The 21,737-nt window shown below is 40.4% G+C and carries 22 protein-coding genes; 2 read left to right on the top strand and 20 right to left on the bottom strand.

Going from position 1 to position 21,737, the window contains the following annotated elements:
- Positions 1-52: 52 nt before the first annotated feature.
- The 4 genes from DXA60_RS08135 to DXA60_RS08120 all read right to left on the bottom strand — a co-directional run bounded on the left by DXA60_RS08135 (position 53) and on the right by DXA60_RS08120 (position 2,265).
- Positions 53-403, bottom strand: a complete 351-nt coding sequence (locus DXA60_RS08135; protein WP_117920783.1) for an arsenate reductase family protein — start codon at positions 401-403, stop codon at positions 53-55.
- Positions 404-547: 144 nt separating this feature from the next.
- A complete protein-coding gene (locus DXA60_RS08130) occupies positions 548-1,597 on the bottom strand; it encodes an ORF6N domain-containing protein (RefSeq protein WP_117920782.1) in 1,050 nt (349 codons plus the stop codon).
- An 80-nt stretch (positions 1,598-1,677) separates the two neighbouring features.
- Positions 1,678-1,956, bottom strand: coding sequence for a helix-turn-helix domain-containing protein (locus DXA60_RS08125; protein WP_117920781.1), 279 nt, complete (start codon positions 1,954-1,956; stop codon positions 1,678-1,680).
- Positions 1,957-2,034: 78 nt separating this feature from the next.
- Complete coding sequence (locus DXA60_RS08120) at positions 2,035-2,265, bottom strand: hypothetical protein (protein WP_117920780.1); 231 nt, start codon at positions 2,263-2,265, stop codon at positions 2,035-2,037.
- A 555-nt stretch (positions 2,266-2,820) separates the two neighbouring features.
- Between DXA60_RS08120 and DXA60_RS08110 the strand changes: the two genes are divergently transcribed.
- Entirely contained in the window at positions 2,821-3,501 is a 681-nt protein-coding gene (locus DXA60_RS08110; protein ID WP_117920778.1) for a helix-turn-helix domain-containing protein, read from the top strand.
- Between the two features lie 120 nt (positions 3,502-3,621).
- On the opposite strand, the gene gtfA is transcribed toward DXA60_RS08110, so the two are convergent.
- Genes gtfA through DXA60_RS08085 form a run of 5 tightly spaced genes read right to left on the bottom strand, consistent with a single transcriptional unit; the run spans position 3,622 to position 10,931 of the window.
- Positions 3,622-5,100 (bottom strand): sucrose phosphorylase, encoded by a 1,479-nt coding sequence (gtfA, locus tag DXA60_RS08105; RefSeq protein WP_117920777.1) that lies wholly within the window; start codon positions 5,098-5,100, stop codon positions 3,622-3,624.
- A complete protein-coding gene (locus tag DXA60_RS08100) occupies positions 5,090-7,897 on the bottom strand; it encodes an alpha-galactosidase (protein ID WP_117920776.1) in 2,808 nt (935 codons plus the stop codon). The genes gtfA and DXA60_RS08100 overlap by 11 nt, the downstream gene beginning before the upstream one ends.
- A gap of 21 nt (positions 7,898-7,918) precedes the next feature.
- A complete protein-coding gene (locus tag DXA60_RS08095; RefSeq protein ID WP_117920775.1) occupies positions 7,919-8,761 on the bottom strand; it encodes a carbohydrate ABC transporter permease in 843 nt (280 codons plus the stop codon).
- Positions 8,758-9,633: a carbohydrate ABC transporter permease gene (locus DXA60_RS08090; protein ID WP_117920774.1), complete on the bottom strand. Its 876-nt coding sequence runs from the start codon at positions 9,631-9,633 to the stop codon at positions 8,758-8,760. Before DXA60_RS08090 ends, DXA60_RS08095 begins: the two co-directional genes overlap by 4 nt.
- Complete coding sequence (locus DXA60_RS08085) at positions 9,630-10,931, bottom strand: ABC transporter substrate-binding protein (protein WP_117920773.1); 1,302 nt, start codon at positions 10,929-10,931, stop codon at positions 9,630-9,632. The genes DXA60_RS08090 and DXA60_RS08085 overlap by 4 nt, the downstream gene beginning before the upstream one ends.
- 169 nt (positions 10,932-11,100) lie before the next feature.
- Here DXA60_RS08085 and DXA60_RS08080 point away from each other — a divergent pair, with 169 nt between their 5' ends.
- Positions 11,101-11,943 carry an AraC family transcriptional regulator gene (locus tag DXA60_RS08080; protein WP_117920772.1) on the top strand — a complete coding sequence of 281 codons (843 nt, stop codon included), beginning with the start codon at positions 11,101-11,103 and terminating at the stop codon, positions 11,941-11,943.
- Between the two features lie 181 nt (positions 11,944-12,124).
- Here the strand turns inward: DXA60_RS08080 and DXA60_RS19200 are convergent, their stop codons facing one another.
- The 11 genes from DXA60_RS19200 to DXA60_RS08025 all read right to left on the bottom strand — a co-directional run bounded on the left by DXA60_RS19200 (position 12,125) and on the right by DXA60_RS08025 (position 21,729).
- Entirely contained in the window at positions 12,125-12,766 is a 642-nt protein-coding gene (locus tag DXA60_RS19200; RefSeq protein ID WP_243006819.1) for a hypothetical protein, read from the bottom strand.
- A gap of 91 nt (positions 12,767-12,857) precedes the next feature.
- Entirely contained in the window at positions 12,858-13,631 is a 774-nt protein-coding gene (locus DXA60_RS08070) for a hypothetical protein (protein WP_117920771.1), read from the bottom strand.
- Positions 13,631-14,125 (bottom strand): hypothetical protein, encoded by a 495-nt coding sequence (locus DXA60_RS08065; protein ID WP_117920770.1) that lies wholly within the window; start codon positions 14,123-14,125, stop codon positions 13,631-13,633. The genes DXA60_RS08070 and DXA60_RS08065 overlap by 1 nt, the downstream gene beginning before the upstream one ends.
- A 2-nt stretch (positions 14,126-14,127) precedes the next feature.
- Positions 14,128-14,949, bottom strand: a complete 822-nt coding sequence (locus tag DXA60_RS08060) for a ParA family protein (RefSeq protein WP_117920769.1) — start codon at positions 14,947-14,949, stop codon at positions 14,128-14,130.
- A 55-nt stretch (positions 14,950-15,004) separates the two neighbouring features.
- The gene (locus DXA60_RS08055) at positions 15,005-15,340 is read right to left on the bottom strand and encodes a hypothetical protein (RefSeq protein ID WP_243006818.1); all 336 of its coding nucleotides are present in this window, start codon (positions 15,338-15,340) and stop codon (positions 15,005-15,007) included.
- Positions 15,341-15,600: 260 nt separating this feature from the next.
- The gene (locus tag DXA60_RS08050) at positions 15,601-17,307 is read right to left on the bottom strand and encodes a hypothetical protein (protein ID WP_117920768.1); all 1,707 of its coding nucleotides are present in this window, start codon (positions 17,305-17,307) and stop codon (positions 15,601-15,603) included.
- Between the two features lie 136 nt (positions 17,308-17,443).
- The gene (locus tag DXA60_RS08045; RefSeq protein WP_243006817.1) at positions 17,444-17,773 is read right to left on the bottom strand and encodes a hypothetical protein; all 330 of its coding nucleotides are present in this window, start codon (positions 17,771-17,773) and stop codon (positions 17,444-17,446) included.
- A gap of 98 nt (positions 17,774-17,871) precedes the next feature.
- A complete protein-coding gene (locus DXA60_RS08040; protein ID WP_117920767.1) occupies positions 17,872-18,261 on the bottom strand; it encodes a DUF2577 domain-containing protein in 390 nt (129 codons plus the stop codon).
- Positions 18,262-18,264: 3 nt separating this feature from the next.
- Positions 18,265-20,886, bottom strand: a complete 2,622-nt coding sequence (locus tag DXA60_RS08035) for a tape measure protein (protein ID WP_117920766.1) — start codon at positions 20,884-20,886, stop codon at positions 18,265-18,267.
- Between the two features lie 4 nt (positions 20,887-20,890).
- Complete coding sequence (locus DXA60_RS08030) at positions 20,891-21,301, bottom strand: hypothetical protein (protein WP_117920765.1); 411 nt, start codon at positions 21,299-21,301, stop codon at positions 20,891-20,893.
- Positions 21,298-21,729 (bottom strand): hypothetical protein, encoded by a 432-nt coding sequence (locus tag DXA60_RS08025; RefSeq protein ID WP_147345387.1) that lies wholly within the window; start codon positions 21,727-21,729, stop codon positions 21,298-21,300. Before DXA60_RS08025 ends, DXA60_RS08030 begins: the two co-directional genes overlap by 4 nt.
- Positions 21,730-21,737 lie beyond the last annotated feature (8 nt).

Raw genomic sequence — 21,737 nt, 5'->3', positions numbered from 1 at the left:
ATGGTACAGTTATCAGTTCAGATACTGTTCCGTGAATAATTCAGGCTTATTTTTATAAGAAGTGCTCTGACCATTCTTTTTCTTTAAAACCGGTAATTACCGTACTTCCATCTACGATCAGCGGACGTTTTACCAACATTCCGTTTGTCGCAAGCAGCTTTAACTGCTCGTCCCTGCTCATTTCGGGAAGCCTGTCCTTAAGCTTCATTTCTTTATATAAAAGTCCGTTGGTGTTGAAAAATTTCTTTAATGGCAGACCGCTCTTTTCATGCCATTCTTTCAATTCCTCGTAGGACGGATTCTGCTCTACGATGTGACGGTCCGTATATGTAATCTCATGTTCATCCAGCCATTTTTTCGCTTTCTGACAGGTGGAACATTTGGGATATTCTATAAAAAGCATTGGATGTCCTCCTTTTGGTATGGTATGTTGTTGTTAATTGATATTGTACCACAAATTGGATGGGAGTGGGTACACAAATCCTTTTTCAGATGGTGGCATTTTTTATCGTAACGGGGAACCGTGACAGCTTGCTTTCTCTCGCCTCTATTGTGGTAAAATCAAAGTTGGATTTTTCAACAGCGTGGCAATCACCGGGGCATATTTAGATATTCCATAATCTTCAACAATACTGGTTATTCTAGCGCCTGCATCTTTTGATGAAGCACCACATAAGAAAACCCTTTCATCAGCAGTTCCATAATCCAATACGATAAATCGATCATGAAATATACCGCCTGTCTTTTTCATTGACAAATTTACTGTTGGGTACTCCTTGCAGAAATCTGTAAATTCTATGTTGTGAAGTTTATTATTTCCAACATTATCACTGAATAAAATAATAGCTACTCCGGCCGGAGAATTCTTAAGGTGTACCAGCGTCCTTAAGCCAATATAATTGTCAACGACATATATTGACGACTTTGCCTGCTTATAAATGGTCTCATATACCTCATCTGCACTACTAAATTTTGCGTTAAACATGAGCCACTTTTCATCATCATCTGAAACAAAGCTGTTCATCATATCAGCCAACTCAGATTTTGTCACAACATCCTTCAAGCCTTCTGCAACATCTGAAATCTGCTTTTCAAGAGATATCATATCTGAGTTGATTTTGTTAATTTCTATTCTGTTGTTAGCAGTTTCCATGCTTAACTGAAGTATTTCCCGCTGACCTATTAAATCACGATTTTCTAATATGTAATCTTTCATTTTCTTAAAGGTTCTTATTAATGCCTTGCTCTGCTTAACAGCCAACGGTCCTTTCAAGACAGTCATCAGCATATATAATCCTTGCTCTGTAAATACATGAGGATTATAACGACTTTTTGAACTTATATTTGCGGTACAATTTTTGTACCGCAAATCTTCTAATTCCTCATCTGTCAATTCAAACATAAAATCTTCATCAAATTTTTCAATATTATTTTTTACCTGTCTATTAAATCCCTTCGTATCATAGCCATATATCTCTGCTAAATCAGCATCAAGCAATACCCTTTTACCCCTAATTTTATACAGTTTTTCTTTTAGATATTCTTCTGTTACTTCTATTACTGTAACATCGATTTCTTTCTTTTTATCTTCTGCCATAGAACTCCTCCATCCATTTGCGGTCAAAAAAATCGTCCTCAATTCTCATATGACCATTTTACTGACGTCAGTAAAATGGTCTATTCCTCTTTTTCCCTCAGTTTGTCATAATACGCTTTATACCTGTAAATCGTCCTCTCACTGACATTGTTCCGCTTCGCAATTTCTACAATTGTCATGCCGCTCTCATATCCAACAACAAAATCATTATAAATTGCCATCCACTTGGCGTTATGTTTCTGACGACCGCTTAACTTACGATTTCTGTAATACTCCAATTCCTCCCGAAGTTCTGCATTCTCTTTTTCCAACTCCTCAATTCTTTTTAATGCCTCTTCAAGTGTTACAGTTTTCTCCATTACTCTGTCCTCCGTTCATGTCATTTTCGTTTTGTCTATATTATAAATATCTGTGTTACTTTAGTCAATCCGATTATGTCATGTTGCGTCATTTTTTACAATAGCTTTCATACAATCGAAATACCGCTGATATCTTTTACAGGCTAAACTTCTCCAAAAGCAGTCAGCCTGTATGTTTTTTATCCAATCACGTAAAATCCATTTTCTTTTTATTGCCGATCCATATTTTAAGATCAGTGCTGTCACAACATCCACACATCTCTCAAATGCTGCATTCTCTTTTGCATCATCATAATATTTCTTTCTCATTTGTCCGCCCCTTTCTGTGCTTAAATTGCTTTGGCAGCCAATTCGAGTTATCTGCTTTCAACAAGTCATATACATATATCTTATTCGGCTTTCCTAATCCCTGATGGTTTCGATAAATCAGATTATGTACCTCCAGTTCCTTCAGCATCTTGTTAATTTTCTTATTTCCCAGATGCAATAGTTTCATCATTTCTTTGATTGTAAAAATGATAAATGTAGTTCCGTATTCATCTCACCATGCATCACCATTACACTCTGATAAGCAGCGCCGATCCAACAAAATCATATAAAGTGTCTTTGCCTCATTCGTCATGCTTCTAAATTGATTTTCTTGATACATTTACAACATTCCATAATTTTTGTACTCCTTTCCGATTCATTGTATGAAACTATTTTCTCAAAATTTTTATACGAATCCGGTATATCCAAGATGCTGGAAAAATATCCTCTTTATGATTTTTTCCAATATTTTGGACAAGACATGAATTAAATTTCACTTTATTCTTTACCAATATCATGGTAGTCTATCTATATCTGTGAAACGAGGAATGTACTATGCACACAAGGCTTACCATACCGGAACGGCTGAAAGATTTGAGAGTCGCAGAAAAAAGAATGTCATTGCAGGAATTGTCTGATGCTACCGGCATCCCAAGTTCCACACTTGGCAACTATGAGAAAGATGAAAATGTAGATATGTCACTTGGCAATCTACTGACGCTTGCAGACTTTTATCAAGTAAGCACCGATTATCTTCTTTACCGAACCGAACTACGTGAACATACAAATAAGTCAGTATCCGATCTGCATCTCAATGATGATGCAGTCCAAATACTGACTGATGAAAAATATAATCCACGGCTATTATCAGAATTACTCTCTCATGAAAGCTTCCTCAAATTCATGACCGACCTGGAAATCTATATTGATGGATTTAATGATAAAGGCATTCAGATAGCAAACGCTTTTCTTGATGTGATGAGATGTAAACTGAACGAACTCGGTGCCGACTCCACCGATGCTTTTACTTCTCCAACTCAGTTTGCTACAGAGGATACTCCCGAAGCCTCTAATGATGCTTATATTAACGGACTACTCCTTTTGTTCTGCAAAAATTTGGAAATGAAAATCACCCAGCTTTCTGTCGAAGAAAAACAGACCTTAAAAGAAATATTTTCACGTTCCAAGCCGGCAAAGGAACATAGGAAACTGAGAAGACGAAATCCGAAGTTATAAGATTCAAATTATCCATTTTCAAAACAAGCCACCGAGCATTATCCCTATGTGGCTTGTTTCATCTATGATTATTTCCATTATAAAGTTTAGGTTTCATGTACAATCGACAGCCCAACTTAACTATCTGCTTTCTACTATTGTATATGTTCCTGATTCAAAATTTACATTTAATGTTGCAAATGCACTATTATATTCCCATCGGATTTGCAGAGAGCTCTCCCCTCCGGAGATTGCTACCTCTGCGCCTTCCGAAAATGCTTTATGGGTATTTCGCATGCGGATTAACGCAAGCTGTTTTTGAACCACATCTTTTTTCAGGTCTTCCGCGATCTGATCAGTGGAAAGGTTTGTCCGGTTGATTTCCTTATGTCCGGATTCTCCCGCGCGTCGCACCGCTTCGTGGTCATTTTTTCCGGCAAACAAATCCAGATACCAGACCTGAGGTTTGCCCGGCATAAACATCTGTATGGCACGCGCCAGAAGCATTTTTTCATCCGATTCTCCCAATGCACTGTAATATGTAGCGTTTACCTGATAATACAGATTCTTTTGTCCATGTAAATTTTTGACCATGCCTCCACGGGATACGATCCGGTCAATCAATGACTGGATCTCCTCTTCCGGAAGCAGTCCCTTTAAATCCAGAAGCGGGATGCCATCGTGACAGCCAAGCATGTTGACCGTGGAGATCTTCTTTGCCACGATCTCCTCTGCCCATGCCGCAAGGTACGTTCCGCGCCGGTTCTCAATCGCATCAATGACCAGTCCCGGCAGGAAAAAGTCATAGGTTGCATAGCCTTTTTCTGCAAGTGTCTCATATATTTTTTCATCATACGCTGCGTGGATCTCCGGCAAAAGCGTAAGTCCCAAAGGTTCTGCCAACGTATGGATCTTCTGTAAAAGTTCCCACGTCTCCGGATCATTGAGAAAGTTTTTCTTTCCCGGTGCTTTCGGCGCATAGGCAAAAGCATCCAGCCGCACGATTGCTGCACCGTAAGAGGCTATTTTTTCCAGTGTTTCACGATAAAACTCCCACACTTTTGGTGACTGGATGTTTACATCCATCTGCCCGAGATACTGTCTGCCATGCACCTCCTGATAAAAGGTATTCCAGTACGGCACTTTTTTTCCATCCGGAAATTCCACCATCAGGATCGGCAGCCCGGGTTTGCGGAAAAACATCTGCTTCAGGCAGCTTTCATCCGGCTGGATATAGCCTTCCTCCGTCATGGTTCCATGCCCTTCCCAGAAATGGTTCCAGTCGATGAAAAAATTGCGGTACGCAGAATCCTCCCCTTTTTCCACAAGATCCCGAAACTGCGGGGACTGTGCGGAAGCATGGTTTAAAATAAAATCCAGTTTCAGGTCGATTCCCATATCCTTTAACTGTTCAAGGTCTTTCCGGTTGGCAAGCTGCTCATTCAGGTCATAGTCGATCACGGAAAATCCCCGGTCGAGATCGGAATGGTACAGGCTCGGCAGGATGTAAAAAGAAGAAAATACATTCTGCAAAGCCTCCGTTTTCAGCAATGTTACGATATCCCCAAGATTTCCTCCAAGACTGTCTGGATATGCATTGAGCATCGGTTTACTGTTCATAAACACTTCCGTCCTTTCCCACGATCAATCCTGCATTTTTGCGCTGCACTTCGAGTTTTTCCTGTTCCAGTCCCACCACACGGCAGATAAACGGGCTTGCGGCATTCTCGTCGCGGTTTCTGCGGATGCGCCGCTCCTTTGTCTCCTCCGGGGAACTTTCCAGAAAGACGGATAGATCCACACCATGTAAATCGTCACTGCCTCCGTGCGTCCACTCCAGAAGCAATACAGATATTCCTGAAAAATCGGTTTCTTCTGATGAAATCTCACCATCTTCCCGTCCCAAATGCCGCAATGTGATCGTATCTTTTCCCTCATGAAATGCCGCAAGCACTTCATTGATCCGGTCGAAGTCAATCTCTTTCTTTGTCCCGAGATATCCACGCAGTCCGTCTTCCCCGGCTTCTTTATACACACGCAGCCGTTCTTCGTCGTTGCGTTTTGGAATCCGGTGTGGATAATCATCGCCCGAGAGCAGATAACATCCGGTTCCGTCATTTAAAAAGTACTGCTGCAATGCCGTTGCAAGTGTTGTTTTTCCAGAACCGGAGCCACCGTAAATGCTGATGACCACCCGTTTTTCGGCATTCCCGTCACACAATTTCTGTACTTTTTCATATAATCTTCCCGCCTCTTTCAGTTCTGTAAAAGCAAACTGATACGCCTCATATTCCCCGGTAAACGGCGGAAGCGGAATTCCCGCATGCATCAGTGCCGCACCGGTATACTGTCTGCCGCTCTGTTCTTCCAGATACACGGCATCCGGTTTTAACCCACGCAGGCGGACATAAACGGCTGCCTGATTTGCCTCTGCCCTAAGACGCACTGCGCTGACTAATGCATGATCCTGTTCCTCTGATACCGTCATCCATGCCGCAATTTCATCCATAAACGGATCGGACAGCCGCCAGTAGGTTCCCTCGTTAATGAGTGTTTCATACTTCTTGTATGTTTTAATCTGCTCCCGGATCTGCTGTTTTTCCTCATCGGATAAAAGCGCCGGGTTTAATTCGTAACCGAAGGTTCCTGCCATCGCTGTCACCCCGCGGGTGTGGAAACTTGTCACCCGTCCGGTCTGGTGGTTCGGCACCGCCGAAACGTGCGCCCCCATTGCGGAAACCGGATAGAAAAACGAAGTTCCGTACTGGATCCTTGTGCGGTTGATTGCATCGGTATTGTCACTACACCAGATCTGCGGGGAATAATAAAGCATTCCTGCGTCAAATCTGCCGCCGCCACCGCTGCATCCCTCAAGCAGAAGATCCGGATACCGGCTGCACAGGCGCTCCATAAAATCATAGACACCAAGCACGTAATCATAGGACAGATTTCCGGCATAGACATCTGCCATACTGCGGTTCATATCCCACTTGACATAATCAATTTTTCCCTGATCCAGCACGGCACAAATCTGATCAAATACACAGTCGCGCACTTCTTTTCTGGAAAAATCAAGCAGTAACTGGTTTCTCGAGCGCACCGGCTTTTTCCCCGGAATCTGAATTGCCCAGTCCGGATGTGCCCGGTAAAGATCGCTGTCTTCATTGACCATCTCCGGCTCAATCCAAATGCCAAATTTCACCCCCTGATTATGCACACGGGTAATAAGCTCTGCCAGGCTTCCCCCCAGTTTCTTTTCATTGACCTGCCAGTCCCCAAGGGAAGAATTATCATCGTTTCTTTTCCCAAACCAGCCATCATCCATCACTACCATATCAATTCCAAGGGAAGCGGCTTCTTTTGCCAGATCCACGATCGTATCTCCCGTAAAATCAAAATAGGCTGCCTCCCAGCTGTTGATCAGTACCGGGCGCTGCATATGGACATATTTGCTGCGGCACACATGGTTGCGGATGCAGTTATGATACTGCTGCGACAGTGCAGACAATCCGTCTGCCGAATAAGACAAAATGACTTCCGGTACCGTAAAGGTTTCTCCTTCCGCAAGCGGATAGGAAAACAGTTCTTCATTTAATCCGAGAAGCAGGCGCGTCTGGTTAAACTGATCTTTTTCTGCCTCACAGGAGAAATTTCCGCTGTATACAAACAGCATTCCATAGCAGTTTCCTGCGGTCTCTGTTGTTCCTTTTTCTGCCAAAATCACTGCCGGATTATACTGATGGCTGGACGTTCCCCTGCGGCTGCCAAACGCAATGGTTCCATGCCCCAGCGGCGTACGCTCCAGATTGCGCTCCATGGCATGCTTTCCATAAAACCGCAGGACATCAAAATCTCCATGTACAAAATCCAGACAGGCTGCCGCTGCCTTTTCGATCGTAATCTGCCCGGTTCCCGTATTTTTAATCCGGACGCTCCTTGTAATGACATCGTTTTCTTCCAAAACACCATACAGCAGATGAACTTCAACCTGTGCGTTTTCGTCTGCAAGGACAATTTCCAGTGTCTGTGCTTCCTCTTTGTCTGCCCAGACAGCCGGAAGTCCCTGTAACCGGTATTTGCCGCTTCGGATCTCATAACTTTTAAAAAGCAGATCTGCGCTTTCCACCCCTTTTTCATTTTTGATATTCAGCGCAATATTGCGGTAATCCCCAGTTCCAATGGAAGGATACTCCTGTGGCAGTGCATCCAGAGAATAGGTGCGGTTCATGCCCGCTGCATAAGGATTTCCGGAAAATCCACGGTCTGCATAGGTTAAAACATAATCCATGGGGCTGTTTGTTTTATCTCCATAGTACAGATGCAGCAGATATCCCAGTGGATCGACCTGCATCTGATAAGTTGTATGCACCGTATGCAGGTTAAATATTTTTTTATTTGGATTGTATATAATTGCCATAGAAATCACCTCGTTTTATTTTTATCCTTTGACTGCACCGTTTGCCACACCGTTTAAAATCTGTTTCTGACAAATCACATAGAAAATAAGGATTGGAATCAGTGCCAGAATATAGGAAGCAAATGCCAGATTGTAATTGGTTCCAAACTGTGTCTGGAAATTAAGCTGTGCAAGCGGCAGCGTATTCTGTCCGGTTCCAGACATGATCACAAGCGGTGTCATAACATCATTCCACGTTCCAAGAGCTGTCAGGATTGCAACTGTTGCATGCATTGGCATCATCATTGGAAAGACCACTTTCCAGTAAGTAGTCCATGTGCTTGCTCCGTCAATATCTGCCGCCTCTTCCAGCGCTATCGGAATATTTTTTAAGTACCCACTGTAAAGAAGGACGTTCATTGGCATATAAAATACCAGATACAACAGAATGACACCCGCGCGGTTTCCAAGTCCCATATGCGCCGTCTGCTTTACCAGAGGCATCATTAAGATGGAAAACGGAACAAACATTCCGCTGACAATATACAGATAGATAAATCGGAAACTTTTTCTTCTTGCCATGCCGCGTCCGATCACGTAGCCTGCAATTGAGTGGATCAGGATTGCCAGTACGATCGTTGCCAGTGTGATCAGTAAACTGTTTCCAAGAGAGTGCCAGAAATCGGTCACTTCCATTGCCTGACGGAAATTTTCAAAACTCCACTGTTTTGGGAAAGAAAGTGCTCCCGCCACATCGTTTGTCATCTCACTCGGTTTCTTAAACGCAATGATCACTGCCATATACAGCGGGAAAAATACCGTAACCGTCCCCAAAATCAGAACAATCGTAAGTACCCAGTTTGTTTTCTGTTTTTCTTTCATCATAACTGCTCCTCCTTCTTATTCATGACTGTCATCTGGAAAAGTGAAATCGCCACGATCACAATAAAGAAAATGACTGCATTCGCACTCTGGAATCCAAACTGTCCGCCATCCATACCATTTTTATAAATCAGGTAAGAGATGGATTCGGTGCTCTGTGCCGGACCTCCCTTGGTCAATGACATGATCTGGTCGAATACCATGAGGAAATTCTTTGTGCTCAGTACCAGATTGATCGTCACAAACGGCATCACCAGTGGAAATGTTACTTTCCAGAACTGCTTCCATTTACTGGCTCCGTCAAGCATACTCGCCTCGTAGACTTCCTCCGGTACAGTCTGCAGACCGGAAATATAGATGATGGTATTCATGGCAACTGCCTGCCATACACCAACAATCAGCACACCAATCCATGCGTATTTTTCACTTGCAAGAATACTGTTCTGTAAAAATCCAATATGGAACACATTTCCCACAGTTGGAAGAATGTAAGTAAAAATAAAACTGAAAATATAGCCGATGACAAGTCCTCCTAAAATATTCGGTACAAAATAAATACCGCGCAATGCACTTTTAAAACGGATTGCACTGTTTAATCCAACTGCCATGATCAGACTCAGCACATTTACCAGTATCGTTCCTGCCAGTGCATATTTAAACGTAAACAAATAGCTTTTTCCCACGCGGGAATCCGTAAACAGATCTGCATAGTTCCTGATCCCGACATAATCGTAAGTTCCGTATCCTTTATAATTGGTAAAACTGTAAATCACACCTTTGATCATTGGAAGTGTATTGAATGCAAAAAATAAGATTACAACCGGTATGATAACCGCCCAGAATGTTTTGTCCCTGTTTGACATTTTCTTTTTCATTGTGCATCCCCCTGTTCTTTCTGATAATCCTGTACTTTCCGAATCAGATCCCGGTTGTAGCGCTTCCAGTCGGAATCAAATTTTTTCAAAAACTTTTCCTGTGCATTGTCGCTTGTATCCAGCAGGAACGTCTGGATCATGGCATCCACACTCATCTCACTCGGATAATGGTGATCCTGATAATCTGCCATGCGGTTGTTTTCAATGTAAGGACGCATATCCTCGAGTGTTTCCGGAATTGCAAAATCCCCGTCTTTGCAGGCAATTCCGCCCTGATCATCCAGATAAATCTGAATGGTCTCATCGTCATACAGATATTTTAAAACTTCATATGCAGCCTCTTTATTTTTGCATGCTTTCATTACGGAAAACTGCAGATCAATTCCTGAATTTAATACATTGTCTGATTCGTTATCATTTGCAGGAAATGTAAAAGAGCCGATATTCATGTCCGGGTTGACCGATTTAATCTGGGGAATCGCATAGCTTCCAATCGGATACATGGCAGCTTCCCCGCGGGCAAATGCTGTACATGCATCGTTATAACCATATGCATACGGATTTTTTTCGGCGTAATCCAAAAGCGCACGCATCTTTTCTGCTACCGGTCCATACGTATCGGAAAATGTGGTATTTCCCATATTTACCTGATTGCAGGTATCCGAATCGGTAAGTCCGACTGCCAGCGCATTCCACGGAGCCAGACAGGTCCAGGTATCTTTAAAGCCCAGATACAGCGGAAGTGTTCCGCTCTGTTTTATTTCATCACACAATGTAGTAAATTCCTGCCAGGTGGTCGGAACTGTCCAGCCATTTTCCTCAAACAGATCTTTGTTATATAAAATTCCTGCTGCGTTTGCCACATATGGAAGTGCATACGTGCCATCCTTTGGAATAAACTCCAGTTCCTTATCCATATCCAGATATGCCTGTTTTACGGTCTGGACTTCATCCAGATCGGAAATATCATCAAACAGATCTGCATCTAAAAAGTTGGAATAGTTGATGTCTCCTCCGATTGCGATGATATCCGGATAATCCTCCCGGATAAAACGTGTCTTTAAAATGGTCATTGCTTCGTTTGGAGATGAAATCGTCAGATGGATGTCATCATGTGTTTCATTGAACCGCTTTTCAATCTTTTCAAATGCCTTAACTGCTTCCGGTTTGTAGGAAACCACTTCGATTTCTGTTTTCCCGTCTGACCTTTTTTCACTTCCGCATCCGGCAAGACCCATCATACACATGCCAAGTGCAAGCACCGCTGCAACACGGCGGAAAATATTTCTTTTTGCCATATTCCTCTCTCCTTTTTTGCAATATATCCGTTTACTTTTTTGATAATCTGATTATAACATACCTTTATGCGTCCTTAAATATCTACATTTTTTCAGTTTTATACCGAAATGCAATATTTTATGCTATAATAGACATTGATGTCGCATTTTGGTATATAAGGAGTATTTTATGAGCAATATATTATTTAATATTTTTCCGAATGAAAATTTTATTGATCTGTGTATGTATCAGTTTGGATATGAACAGTGTGATCCCGGCCATTCATTCGGGCCTGCAACACGCAACCACTACCTGTTTCACTATATTCTTTCCGGAACCGGAACCCTTATGGCTGACAATGCAAAAGGTGAAACACAGACCTATTCCATAAAAAGCGGGCAGGGATTTATTATTTTTCCCGGTCAGATCAACACCTACATTGCCGATAAACAGCTTCCCTGGGAATATATGTGGATTGAATTTGATGGCTTGCGTATAAAAGAAGCTTTAAGTGTCACAGATTTGTGTAAAGATGCGCCCATTTATCATTCACACTCCAAAGAATTGCGTGAAAAACTTGCTGATGAAATGCTTTATATTGTAAATCATTCTCATGAATCTTCTTTTCATCTCATTGGCCATCTGTATTTATTTATGGATTATCTGCTGCAGTCAGCAAAATCTACTAAGCTGGTTTCCAGTGGGCGCATGAGTGATTATTATATAAAAGAAGCAATCAATTATATTGAACAGAATTTTCAGAATAATATCTCGATCGAAGATATCGCTACAGTATGTGGCATCAACCGAAGTTATTTGGGGAAAATCTTCCGCAACTCAATTGGCCGCTCTCCGCAGGAATTTCTTATGAACTACCGCATGGTAAAGGCTACCGAATTGTTAAAGCTGACATCCTTATCTATTGCGGACATCAGTTCCGCTGTCGGATACGAAAATCAGCTTCATTTTTCCCGTGCATTTAAAAATATTTATGGTGTTTCTCCGCGGGAATGGAGAAACCAGAACAAGTAACAATAGATAAGATAGATATCATTCCTATCAGTCTTAATACTTCAGTATCATTACCTTGTCCCTTGAACACTTCCATATCAGTAAAAAGGACATCCCCTTACCTGTAAAATCTACAGTTCTGGAATGTCCTTTTTCCCATACTTTACTATATTTTTAACACACGATGCTGCTTATCCACAATCTATTTGATTCCAAAATGACTAAACGCCTGCATAATCGCCTCTTCCTTCTCCGTTGTACACTGTGGCTGTCTCGTATTCTCTGATTTAGCCAGATTGAAATTCTCACCGACATCCAGTCCACACTTCTTCTTAATCTGTGCGATATACAGTGATGAAACCTTAAGTCCTGTCTGCTCCAATACATATGCCTTTATCTGCTCATATGTCGCTTTTCCTTTGAATTCAGATAAATCCATATCCTCCAGAGAGAAGTCCACCTTCACTTTTCTGCTGTCGACCATTCTCCGTTCCACTTCGGTCCGCGCTGAGCAAAGATCCACCGGATCTTTAGCGCCCTTGGAAAGTAAGACTACAGTCTCAACGGATGCAACATTTTCCCTCAAAGCATCCATGACCTCTTTACTTACTGGAAATGCGTACTTTATCTCTTTTATCGGATTCTTTCCCTCTTCCCATGTTTCCTTTGGATGAAGGTGTACTTCCGCTATCATGCTCTCAATAAGCTTACGCTTATCCACATCATTCATTTTATCAAAAATCTTGTCGAAAACCAATAGCATCTTGAATACATTTTCCTTGGTAAGAACATCCTGCTGTGCAGCTTCCTTTTTCTTTTCACAATCTGTTATCATATCTTCCACAGCATATATTTCCTCATATTGACACTACTTCATCTTTTGAGTTTTCGTCATGGACGAATCAGTGTCAATACTTTTGAGTTTTGAATATAAATTATATCTCTTCTAATACTTCAACCACTTTCTTTTTATATCCCAAATCATTAGATATTGCACTGCGTATCAAACTTTTTTCTGTATTTTCATCAAATTTTATATATTCTTGAAAATAAAATATTATAAGTAATGTATTCACAATACTCGATAAAATATCCACTTGTTTTGTCAAAAAGTTTACATCTTTTTTTACAAATTTAAACTCATCAATATATTCTGCACTTTGAAAGAACTTGCTATTTGTTCCATGAACAAAATTAGATAAATTCCTATATTGCATAGTCCAATCATCTATAACATTAGAAACAATTTCCTGTACTTTCGCATCTTCTACGTTATATTTCATTGAATATGGATAATTTTTAATATAATCTTTTAACTCATTAAAACCGCTAACCGTCCTAGAATTATCATTCATTTCCTTTTTAAAGAGTTCTACAGGATGTTCACTATAAAACAAATATGTTAATATTAATTCTTGAGTTCTTCTCAACATTACTAATGCCGGTATCTTCATATCAATATTTCCTAATAAAATAATATGAACGGCATTTGATAACATCTCCTGAAAATACATTTCTGTCTTAGGTGCTTTTCGAAAAGTCGGTGTCATATGTTTTTTCCAAACCTTAATAGTCATCATAAAAGTTAGTGCTTTTTTTGTAAAATCAACAGACTGCTCTCTAGACTTTATAATAATACCATACTTCTCTTCTACAAACCTTGTTATTGCATTAAATTCTTCTTCCAATTCATAACCAAATGTTTCCATCACTCAACACCATTATAACTATCAAAAAATTCAAACCACGATTCCATAAACCCTTTTTCATCAGATAACTTTTTATTATCTAAAGACGACGAATTTGATTCACTATTAAACTTATTCCATGCTTTCAAGAATTTATTAAACTGCTGTGGACTTTGTTCATAAACTTCATTAAGCACAATTCCTGCTACTTCTGCCCTAGAACGTTTTAACCAATAGTTTTTTATTTCAATATTCAAACACTTCTCAGCAAATTTTAATATCTCTTTTGCTGAGGGAAACTTATTAACATCCAATAAAAGCATTGGTAAAATTCCTAACAATTCCTCCGTATTGCTATCAAGAATTGATACCTCCTTCTTTTCTCCTATAACATCTAGAACCTCTTTCCTTATGCTGTTAGCTTTATCTATATCCATATTAATGAATTCAATGCTTCCAAGCATATCCATTAAATCCAAAAGAGAATATAATGCTTCTTTTGTTTCTTTTTTCATAATTATAACCTTCCTTTCTGAACTAATTCTTTGGTTATATTCTTAATCTGATTAACAACATTCAAATCGCTCATATTTAATATGTATTTTTCATGTGATAAATCAGAATCTAATCCTTTAACTATTTCTTCACATTGCTTTAATTCATTTTGAAATAGTTTTAATTTCCATTTTTTCTGTATTATTGGTTTGTTCTTCTTGTAAAGCAATCTTGTAGGAATAACCATATTCAATACTATTCCAACAAATTTTATTTCATGCTCAAATTGCTTTTGAATAGTTTCTTTTACATAATTTTCCAACATAGGTAAACCAAATACAGACAATGGCTCTGCCTTCATTGGAACCAAATACATATCTGATGCTAATAAAGAAACCTTTGTATACTCTGATATTGTAGGAGGGCAATCTATTATTACAATATCATATTTTTCTCCCAAATCATTCTGTATATACTGTTTTAATTTGTATGGACTAGATGCCAAATTCAATGTCATTATATCCAAACTAGATGGAATTATGTCAAATGTATTTTCTACATTAAAAATCCACTTTTCTTCTTTCCTCTGCTCATATCCATCTAAGACAGAATTAGCCTGATAATCTGGAGATAAACAACCATAAACCGATTTATTTCTATCCTCTAATATCTCATTCATTTGTGATTCTGTAAGCGTATATTGTGTCGCATTCATCTGTGGGTCCATATCTATTAATAACACCTTTTTTCCTTCTATCTTCGATAGCGTATATGCAACATTTACGGCAAGAGTAGTTTTTCCAACGCCACCTTTCATATTTATAAATGTAATTACTTCCGACATTTTTATCCTCCTTGTTCCTATAATTTTTTCTATACACAGTTCCTTATATAAATTTTTACTGTGGTACACCAAAATGCCTCAGTGCATCCTTAATATACTCCACCTTCTCCTGTGGACACTGCTTCACCTCTGGATTCTCTTTCTTGGACTTATTATAATTCTCGCCCATATCCATTCCACACATCCGCTTAACCTGTGCAATGTAAGAAGTATGCACATTCACACCATACTTGTTCTTCACATATTCCTTAATCTTCGAATAAGTAGCCTTTTCCTCTGACGTGTAGTTACTCTCTTCATCAGGCTTCATTATAACCTCAATCTTAGGTGTATCTTTTTTGAGGGATAATTTGACTACCGTCTCCACATGTGTAGTCCGTTGAAACACCATTTTTTCTATCTCTCCACATATCTCTAAAGTTCTTTTAATCATTGTAAAATCAGGCTTTTTCAAAAAGTTCAGAATTAGAAATCTTTTCCGTTCTCTGCGTATCTTGTGGGGCGGTGGCAATATGGTGGCACTGCCACCGCTGAACCCTTGACCTTGCTTATTCCTTCATACCACCTGTATTTTACCATGCTACAATACCGCTGACAACTCATATAAGCGTTATATAGGGCATTTCTACCCCACACCCCTATATTTTATCATTAGCGTTCTTTAGGCTTTCTGACAAGGCATATAAGAATGGCAACCAACAACACTACTTGAATGATCTGCAACCAATCCATACTGTTATCTTTTATAGAATCATCCACCGCTGTCTGCTGTTGATCGACATTGATGCTGATGTTGTATTTTCCATCTACCACTTCAATCTTACAGTCAACACCCTTTGCATCAATGTTCAGATTCTGCACCGGGTCAGAAATCTTGACCGTTTCATCCATTCCGGCAGAACTTGCAGCCACTTCATTGCTGTTTGGATAGACAATATATGTATTGTTTTCATGCTGCGGGGTGCTATCCTGAATAACAGGCTGTGATGTGTCCCCGGTTTCTGTCTGATAATAGTTGTTCGTTGTATTTGTCGTTGTGGTTGTACTGGTGTCACCTGTGCTATTTACCTTTGAATTATCAACCCGACTGCTTGAATTATCGGTTGTAGTATTGGTTGTGGTGCTATTCACCGTGTCCCCACTGCTTACAGTGCTTGTATTGGTGTTTGTGGTGTCCGTTTTTGTATTGCCTGAATTTTCTGTGTTGGTTGCATCATCAGATTTTGATTGATCTGTTTTACCATCAGGTTCTTCTTTCCCCGGCTGTGTCGGTTCAGGTGTTTCACTTGGTTCTGTTCCGGGTTCGGTTTCATCCGGCTTTTCCGTGTCTGTTGGTGTTGATGGCTCTGTTGACGGGTCAGTTGACGGTTCGGAAGGCTTTGACGGGTCAACCGGGTCTGTTGGTTCAGGTGTTTCCGGCTGCTTTTCTGAATATTCCAATTTCAGCAGCGCATTTTCCTTTGTTGGGTCTACATCAGGAATATAAATATTTTCATCAAAATCATAATCACAGACCCACCCGGCAACTTCAAAATTGTCCGTACTGAACAGTTCATTGAGTTGTTCAACTGTATCTGTCAATGTTGTCACACCTGAAACCTTGGTTGCAATATCAGCACCGCCATTCACTGAACTGTTTGCATACACTTTTGTTCCTGTAATAATTGTATTTCCGGCATTAGATACACCACCACCAAAGTCATTCGCCTTGTTTCCTGTTATTGTCCCGCCTGTTATCGTACAGGTTGCAGCATACGAGCTGTTATCAATAGCACCGCCACAAGTAACTGCACCGCAATTTTTTATATTGCAGTTATTGATTTCAACCTGTGAATCCCCCTGTATTTCAATAGCACCGCCCGCAAGGGCATAACTGTTTTCAAAAGTACAATCATTGAACACGCATGAACCTGACTGAATTTTTACCGCACCGCCAACACTCCCGCTACTTGAATAATTTTCACTATTTCCAAAATCATTGAACTTGCAATTTGTGAAAGTTGTTTCATACTTGCTTGTTATCCAAGAATAGGATGAAGCAATCCCACCACCATCAAATGTTATATTCGTTACCGCTTCATTGATGTATTCAAAAGCAATACGGCTATCTGCTGAACCTCTCTTTATGGTCAAATGCTTGGAACTGCTGCCGATTTTAACATCAGTACCTAAATCAATTTCACCATGAACAACAATTATATCACCATCCTGTGAATACTGTACTGCATCCTTGAAATCATACCAACTTGATACAGAATGAATAGTTGATGTTGTTTCTGCTTTGACTGCCATACTCACCAAATTCACACACAACAGGCATACCAATAGCACACTGACCACAATCTTCTTTTTCTTCATCTTCTGAAACCTCCAAAATAATATTTTCCCCATATGACAGGGTAAAAGTATTATATCAGGGATTCATATAACGCTTATATAAACGCTTGGTTGAATTACTTGATAAACTAAAAGCACGGCTATTTGACCGTGCTTTTTAGTCCCAATGTTCCCCGTTTTTGGGGTATAATTCCAAAATATCATAAAAGTTTGGAATATCTGCAATCTGCTTTCCATCTTTTAACGCCGTCAACACTCTAATCTTTTCATCCAGTAGTTCATCACTGTCTAAATCAAAAAATTGTGTCATTGTAGGTGGAAAATCAACTTCTGAAAACAACTGTCTGACCTTGATACCCTTTTCATCTTTCATATACTCTGTAAATTCTTTCTTTAATTCTTCCGGGGCATCCTCTGTCAGATGCCAGTTGTCAGGTTCAGGGACAAAAAAAGGACTATCCCAAAATGACGGCATTGATTGTGACATATTACTTCACCCCTTTTTTATTTGCCTTAATAATATCATCTTTCAAGCCAAAACAAAAGTCCCTGATCTGCACCAAGGACTTTTGCATTTCCTGTGTTTTATCCTATCCTATCCACAACAATGAATTTCTGACCTTCTTGCTGTCTTATCAGAATGACGCCATCACCGACTGCCAAGCCATTGTGTACGGTGACTTCAATCGTTCCGACAGCATGAACGTGTGACGGGGAAACTGGTGCTGTCCCTGAATTTACATCCCCGGTATAGTAATAATTCTTAATGTTCCCCGCCGTTATCTTAGTTTTGAAATCTGTCACATTCCTTGAAAGAATCAACTGTTTTTCACCCAGTATCATCTTCTGTTCAACATTGATTTTCAGCGGTGAAGCACTCACCACTTTACCAAAATACACATTTACGGGTTTTGTTGATTCCATGGCATCAATCGCTGCCTGATGTACTTTTTTTACAATTCCATTTGCATCCATCTTTTATTTTGCCCCTTCCGTTATAGATTCTATTGCTTCACCCATTGCATCATCTAATGCAGTGATAAAACCATCAAGGTCAGTATCAGATGAAACATTATTGTTGTTTGTTTGGTTGATAGTTACTTCTGCGGTTGTGAATCTGTTAATTGCTTCTTGCTCTGCAATGTCACGCAAATACTTCAATTCATCCTCTGATACTTCCAAAGAATCCTTGATTTTGCCTGTGTTATCGTCAATGTTTCCAATGCTGTCGCCCACGCCTGAATTTGCTATTGCATCATTGAACCCTGATGTGTAATCACCCACATTAGGAATATCAGTCTGACCGAATACATCCGATAAACTGAAATTTGAAACCTTGTCAGCAACACCGTCACCCCAAGCTGCACCCGCATTGAAAGCATCTGATGCCCAACCGTCCTGAAACGCATCAAAGGTTGTGAAACCTTCATTGAACGCATCTGAAATACTGGTGTAGTCCTCTTTGTTTCCGGCTGCTTCACTTGCCTTGGCTGCATAGTCATCTGCTGCTGAACTGATGCCTGAATAATCAAAACTTACAAACGGCAACTTGTTCAAGGCTGCTGCTATATTTTCAATTACTGAACAGGCGGTTGATAACAGATTGTAAAACCATGACTGTACGTTGCAGATAGCATTGTGAAATGCCGTCATCATATTGGATGCAAGTGCTGCAATGGCGTTACCAATACCCAAGGCAATGTTTGCCACGGTTAGACCCAAGTTCTTGAAGAACTGAATCACCACGTTCACACCACCAGTAATCACACCGAACCCTGAATTTGCAATACCTGTCATCTTTGCTATTGCTGAACATACCGCCATAATTACCGCAATCAATGCAATAATCAGCACGATAATCCAAACAACAGGACACGCATACAATGCACCGTTATAACCCATCTGTGCAGCAGTTGCTGCCATTGTCTGACCAGTAAGTGCTGCCATAACACCGATTTTTGCAGACATTGCCACTGTATGAATTGCTGTTGCAGCAGCGGATGCAAGTTCAATAGCCTTTACAATGCCAAGGTATGCTGCATATACAGCCAATGCAGCAATGACACCGTAAATGATTGGACTGATAACAGACCAATTATCCGCAATGAACCCGCCGACAGTTCCGACCAGTTCAAACACATTCAGAAGGATATTCGCAAGGGTTGCCATTGCTTCAATAGCACCCTGAATGAAAGTCTGAAATGCTTCACTATTGGCTAAATCGTTCAGTCTTTGAAGAACAGGCTGAAATGCAATCAGTGCGGTGTTCTGCATTGACTGCCATATCTGCCCCCAAGTCATAGGCATTTCATTGAATTTGCTGTTAATGTCATCAGCAGCAGAAAAGATTGCTGCCTTGACTACATCAGCGGAAAGTTCCCCATCCGCTGCCATTTCTCTGATCTTACCGATTGGAACATCAAGATAGTCTGCAATGTTCTGAATCAGGTTAGGTGCTTGTTCAAAGATACTGTTCAATTCATCACCACGAAGGACACCTGAACCAAGTGCCTGTGATAACTGCAATTCTGCGTTTGCTGCTTCTTGGGTGCTTGCCCCGGCAATCGTCATCTGTTTTTGAATCAGATCAGCAAAAGCAACAACTTCTTCTGAACTGCTGAACGCATCCTTTGCGTTGTTACCGAAACGGGCAACAACATCAGCCATCTGACTGAATGAACCCCTTGCATCTTGTGCTGCTGCATATACCATGTTGACAAGTTCAGCGGTTGTCTGAACCCCGTCATTCATCATGTTCAAGCGGGATGTTGTCTGAACAAGTTCATCTGAAATGTTCAGTGCTTTCCCAACTGACTGAATACTGACATAGGCTGCAACTGCCCGTTTGATGGTATTGGTCAGTTCATTTGCCTGTTGTGTTCCGGCTGAAATTTCCTGATTGAATTGTTCTTGTTCGTGAATATTATCATTGATGCTATCCCCAGTATTTCCAACAGCATTATTAAGCATATTCTGCTGTGTAACAGCCTGATTCAGTGATCTTTCTATTGCTGAAAGTTGCTGTTCAATTTCATTGCCACCTAAACCAAAAGGATTTTCTACTGAAAAGGCAAGGTTTGCTTGTATCTGCTCTATAAGAGCATTTACCCGTGACATTCTGTTAGTGACTTCATCCGGCAATACATCAACCGTTGCAGCAGTTTGGTCAATCTGCTGTTGCATTGATAATACATCATTCAGTTGATTTCTGATATTTTCGATACGTTGACCAATTTCACCTGTCGGGGGTGCGTTTGGCTGAATATCCAATGTTAAAGGTTCAGGATTTTCAACCAAAGGGTCAGGAAGTACCGGGTTTACATCCACGTTTATAACCTGACCGTTTCCCCCATCCACAACAGGCTGTGCAACACTTGATGCTGTTGGTCTGCTTGCTGCTGCATTAAGTTCATCCATAGCAGCAGTTGCTTGATTGATTTCTTCTGTTGCTGCCTGAATACTGCTTGTGTCAACATTTGAACTAACAGCCTGTGATGCTTCATAGGCAGCAGCAGTCATGTTATACATAGATTCAACAACACCCTGTGCAACATTAGAAAAATTATCCTGTAAGACAATACCTGTTTGAATGGATGACATTCATTCACCTTCTTTCTAAAAATTTCTTTGCTTTACTTTTGAATTTATCTAAAAGTGTAGGCTTGGGAAGGCTTGCAATATATTCAGCCTTTACACACCTTCTTTTTATTTCCCACTCCAACACATTAAGATACATTTTTACATAGGCATCAGGCTTTTCCACCTTCTGCATTTTCTGTTGTGCATATTCCAGTTGTTCATCTGTATGCCCCATAACACGCAACAGCATCTTTCTTGTGACTTCATAAGCCGGGGCAGCGGTATTCAAAACCAAAATACCCTGATTAGTCAGATAAATTTCTTTATCCAATGATGTTCCCGGTAACAGGGTCAGTTCTTTGATATATCCGGCATGAACATAATGCTGATTGACACACCAAAGATTTTCATTCACAACTTCAATGTTCCCGTTCATGCTTGTCCCCCTGTTCCGATCAATGCATCAACTTCTGCAATGATCTTCTGTAATTTGCTGATATATGGTCTTAATAACTGCTGACAGTAAACAGAATTTTTGATGTGCTTGTGATATTTTCCGCTTGCCTGTTTCAATTTCAGCAGTTGAAATTGAATTGTTTCCATGATGACTGAACTTTGTTCAATGGTCATCTTTCTTTCAGGTGTCACCCAGTCCTTTGTGATCTTCCCGTCAGTGTCCTTCTGTATTACCTTCATCAGCCGTTCAGCCTGAATTGAATACCCAAGGCACACATTTTCAAACCGTTCCTGATTATCCATGAAAAGAAAATTGTTCACCTTGACGGATTTATTCACTGAATTTCTTTTCAAACTGTTTTCTATGTGTTTCAGTTCTTTCCTGTTATGACGTACTGTTTTCATCATTTCTTGCC

It is taken from the genome of Roseburia sp. OF03-24, from assembly GCF_003463035.1.
GTDB lineage: Bacteria > Bacillota > Clostridia > Lachnospirales > Lachnospiraceae > Roseburia > Roseburia rectibacter.
The sequence above is the reverse complement of the archived record's forward strand: the minus strand, read 5'-3'. Positions and strand labels throughout refer to the sequence as shown.

Coding starts and splice junctions, on each gene's coding strand:
- DXA60_RS08135 (WP_117920783.1), bottom strand. CDS start 403: ATGCTTTTTATAGAATATCCCAAATGTTCCACCTGTCAGAAAGCGAAA.
- DXA60_RS08130 (WP_117920782.1), bottom strand. CDS start 1,597: ATGGCAGAAGATAAAAAGAAAGAAATCGATGTTACAGTAATAGAAGTA.
- DXA60_RS08125 (WP_117920781.1), bottom strand. CDS start 1,956: ATGGAGAAAACTGTAACACTTGAAGAGGCATTAAAAAGAATTGAGGAG.
- DXA60_RS08120 (WP_117920780.1), bottom strand. CDS start 2,265: ATGAGAAAGAAATATTATGATGATGCAAAAGAGAATGCAGCATTTGAG.
- DXA60_RS08110 (WP_117920778.1), top strand. CDS start 2,821: ATGCACACAAGGCTTACCATACCGGAACGGCTGAAAGATTTGAGAGTC.
- gtfA (WP_117920777.1), bottom strand. CDS start 5,100: ATGAACAGTAAACCGATGCTCAATGCATATCCAGACAGTCTTGGAGGA.
- DXA60_RS08100 (WP_117920776.1), bottom strand. CDS start 7,897: ATGGCAATTATATACAATCCAAATAAAAAAATATTTAACCTGCATACG.
- DXA60_RS08095 (WP_117920775.1), bottom strand. CDS start 8,761: ATGATGAAAGAAAAACAGAAAACAAACTGGGTACTTACGATTGTTCTG.
- DXA60_RS08090 (WP_117920774.1), bottom strand. CDS start 9,633: ATGAAAAAGAAAATGTCAAACAGGGACAAAACATTCTGGGCGGTTATC.
- DXA60_RS08085 (WP_117920773.1), bottom strand. CDS start 10,931: ATGGCAAAAAGAAATATTTTCCGCCGTGTTGCAGCGGTGCTTGCACTT.
- DXA60_RS08080 (WP_117920772.1), top strand. CDS start 11,101: ATGAGCAATATATTATTTAATATTTTTCCGAATGAAAATTTTATTGAT.
- DXA60_RS08070 (WP_117920771.1), bottom strand. CDS start 13,631: ATGGAAACATTTGGTTATGAATTGGAAGAAGAATTTAATGCAATAACA.
- DXA60_RS08065 (WP_117920770.1), bottom strand. CDS start 14,125: ATGAAAAAAGAAACAAAAGAAGCATTATATTCTCTTTTGGATTTAATG.
- DXA60_RS08060 (WP_117920769.1), bottom strand. CDS start 14,949: ATGTCGGAAGTAATTACATTTATAAATATGAAAGGTGGCGTTGGAAAA.
- DXA60_RS08055 (WP_243006818.1), bottom strand. CDS start 15,340: ATGGTGTTTCAACGGACTACACATGTGGAGACGGTAGTCAAATTATCC.
- DXA60_RS08050 (WP_117920768.1), bottom strand. CDS start 17,307: ATGAAGAAAAAGAAGATTGTGGTCAGTGTGCTATTGGTATGCCTGTTG.
- DXA60_RS08045 (WP_243006817.1), bottom strand. CDS start 17,773: ATGTCACAATCAATGCCGTCATTTTGGGATAGTCCTTTTTTTGTCCCT.
- DXA60_RS08040 (WP_117920767.1), bottom strand. CDS start 18,261: ATGGATGCAAATGGAATTGTAAAAAAAGTACATCAGGCAGCGATTGAT.
- DXA60_RS08035 (WP_117920766.1), bottom strand. CDS start 20,886: ATGTCATCCATTCAAACAGGTATTGTCTTACAGGATAATTTTTCTAAT.
- DXA60_RS08030 (WP_117920765.1), bottom strand. CDS start 21,301: ATGAACGGGAACATTGAAGTTGTGAATGAAAATCTTTGGTGTGTCAAT.
- DXA60_RS08025 (WP_147345387.1), bottom strand. CDS start 21,729: ATGATGAAAACAGTACGTCATAACAGGAAAGAACTGAAACACATAGAA.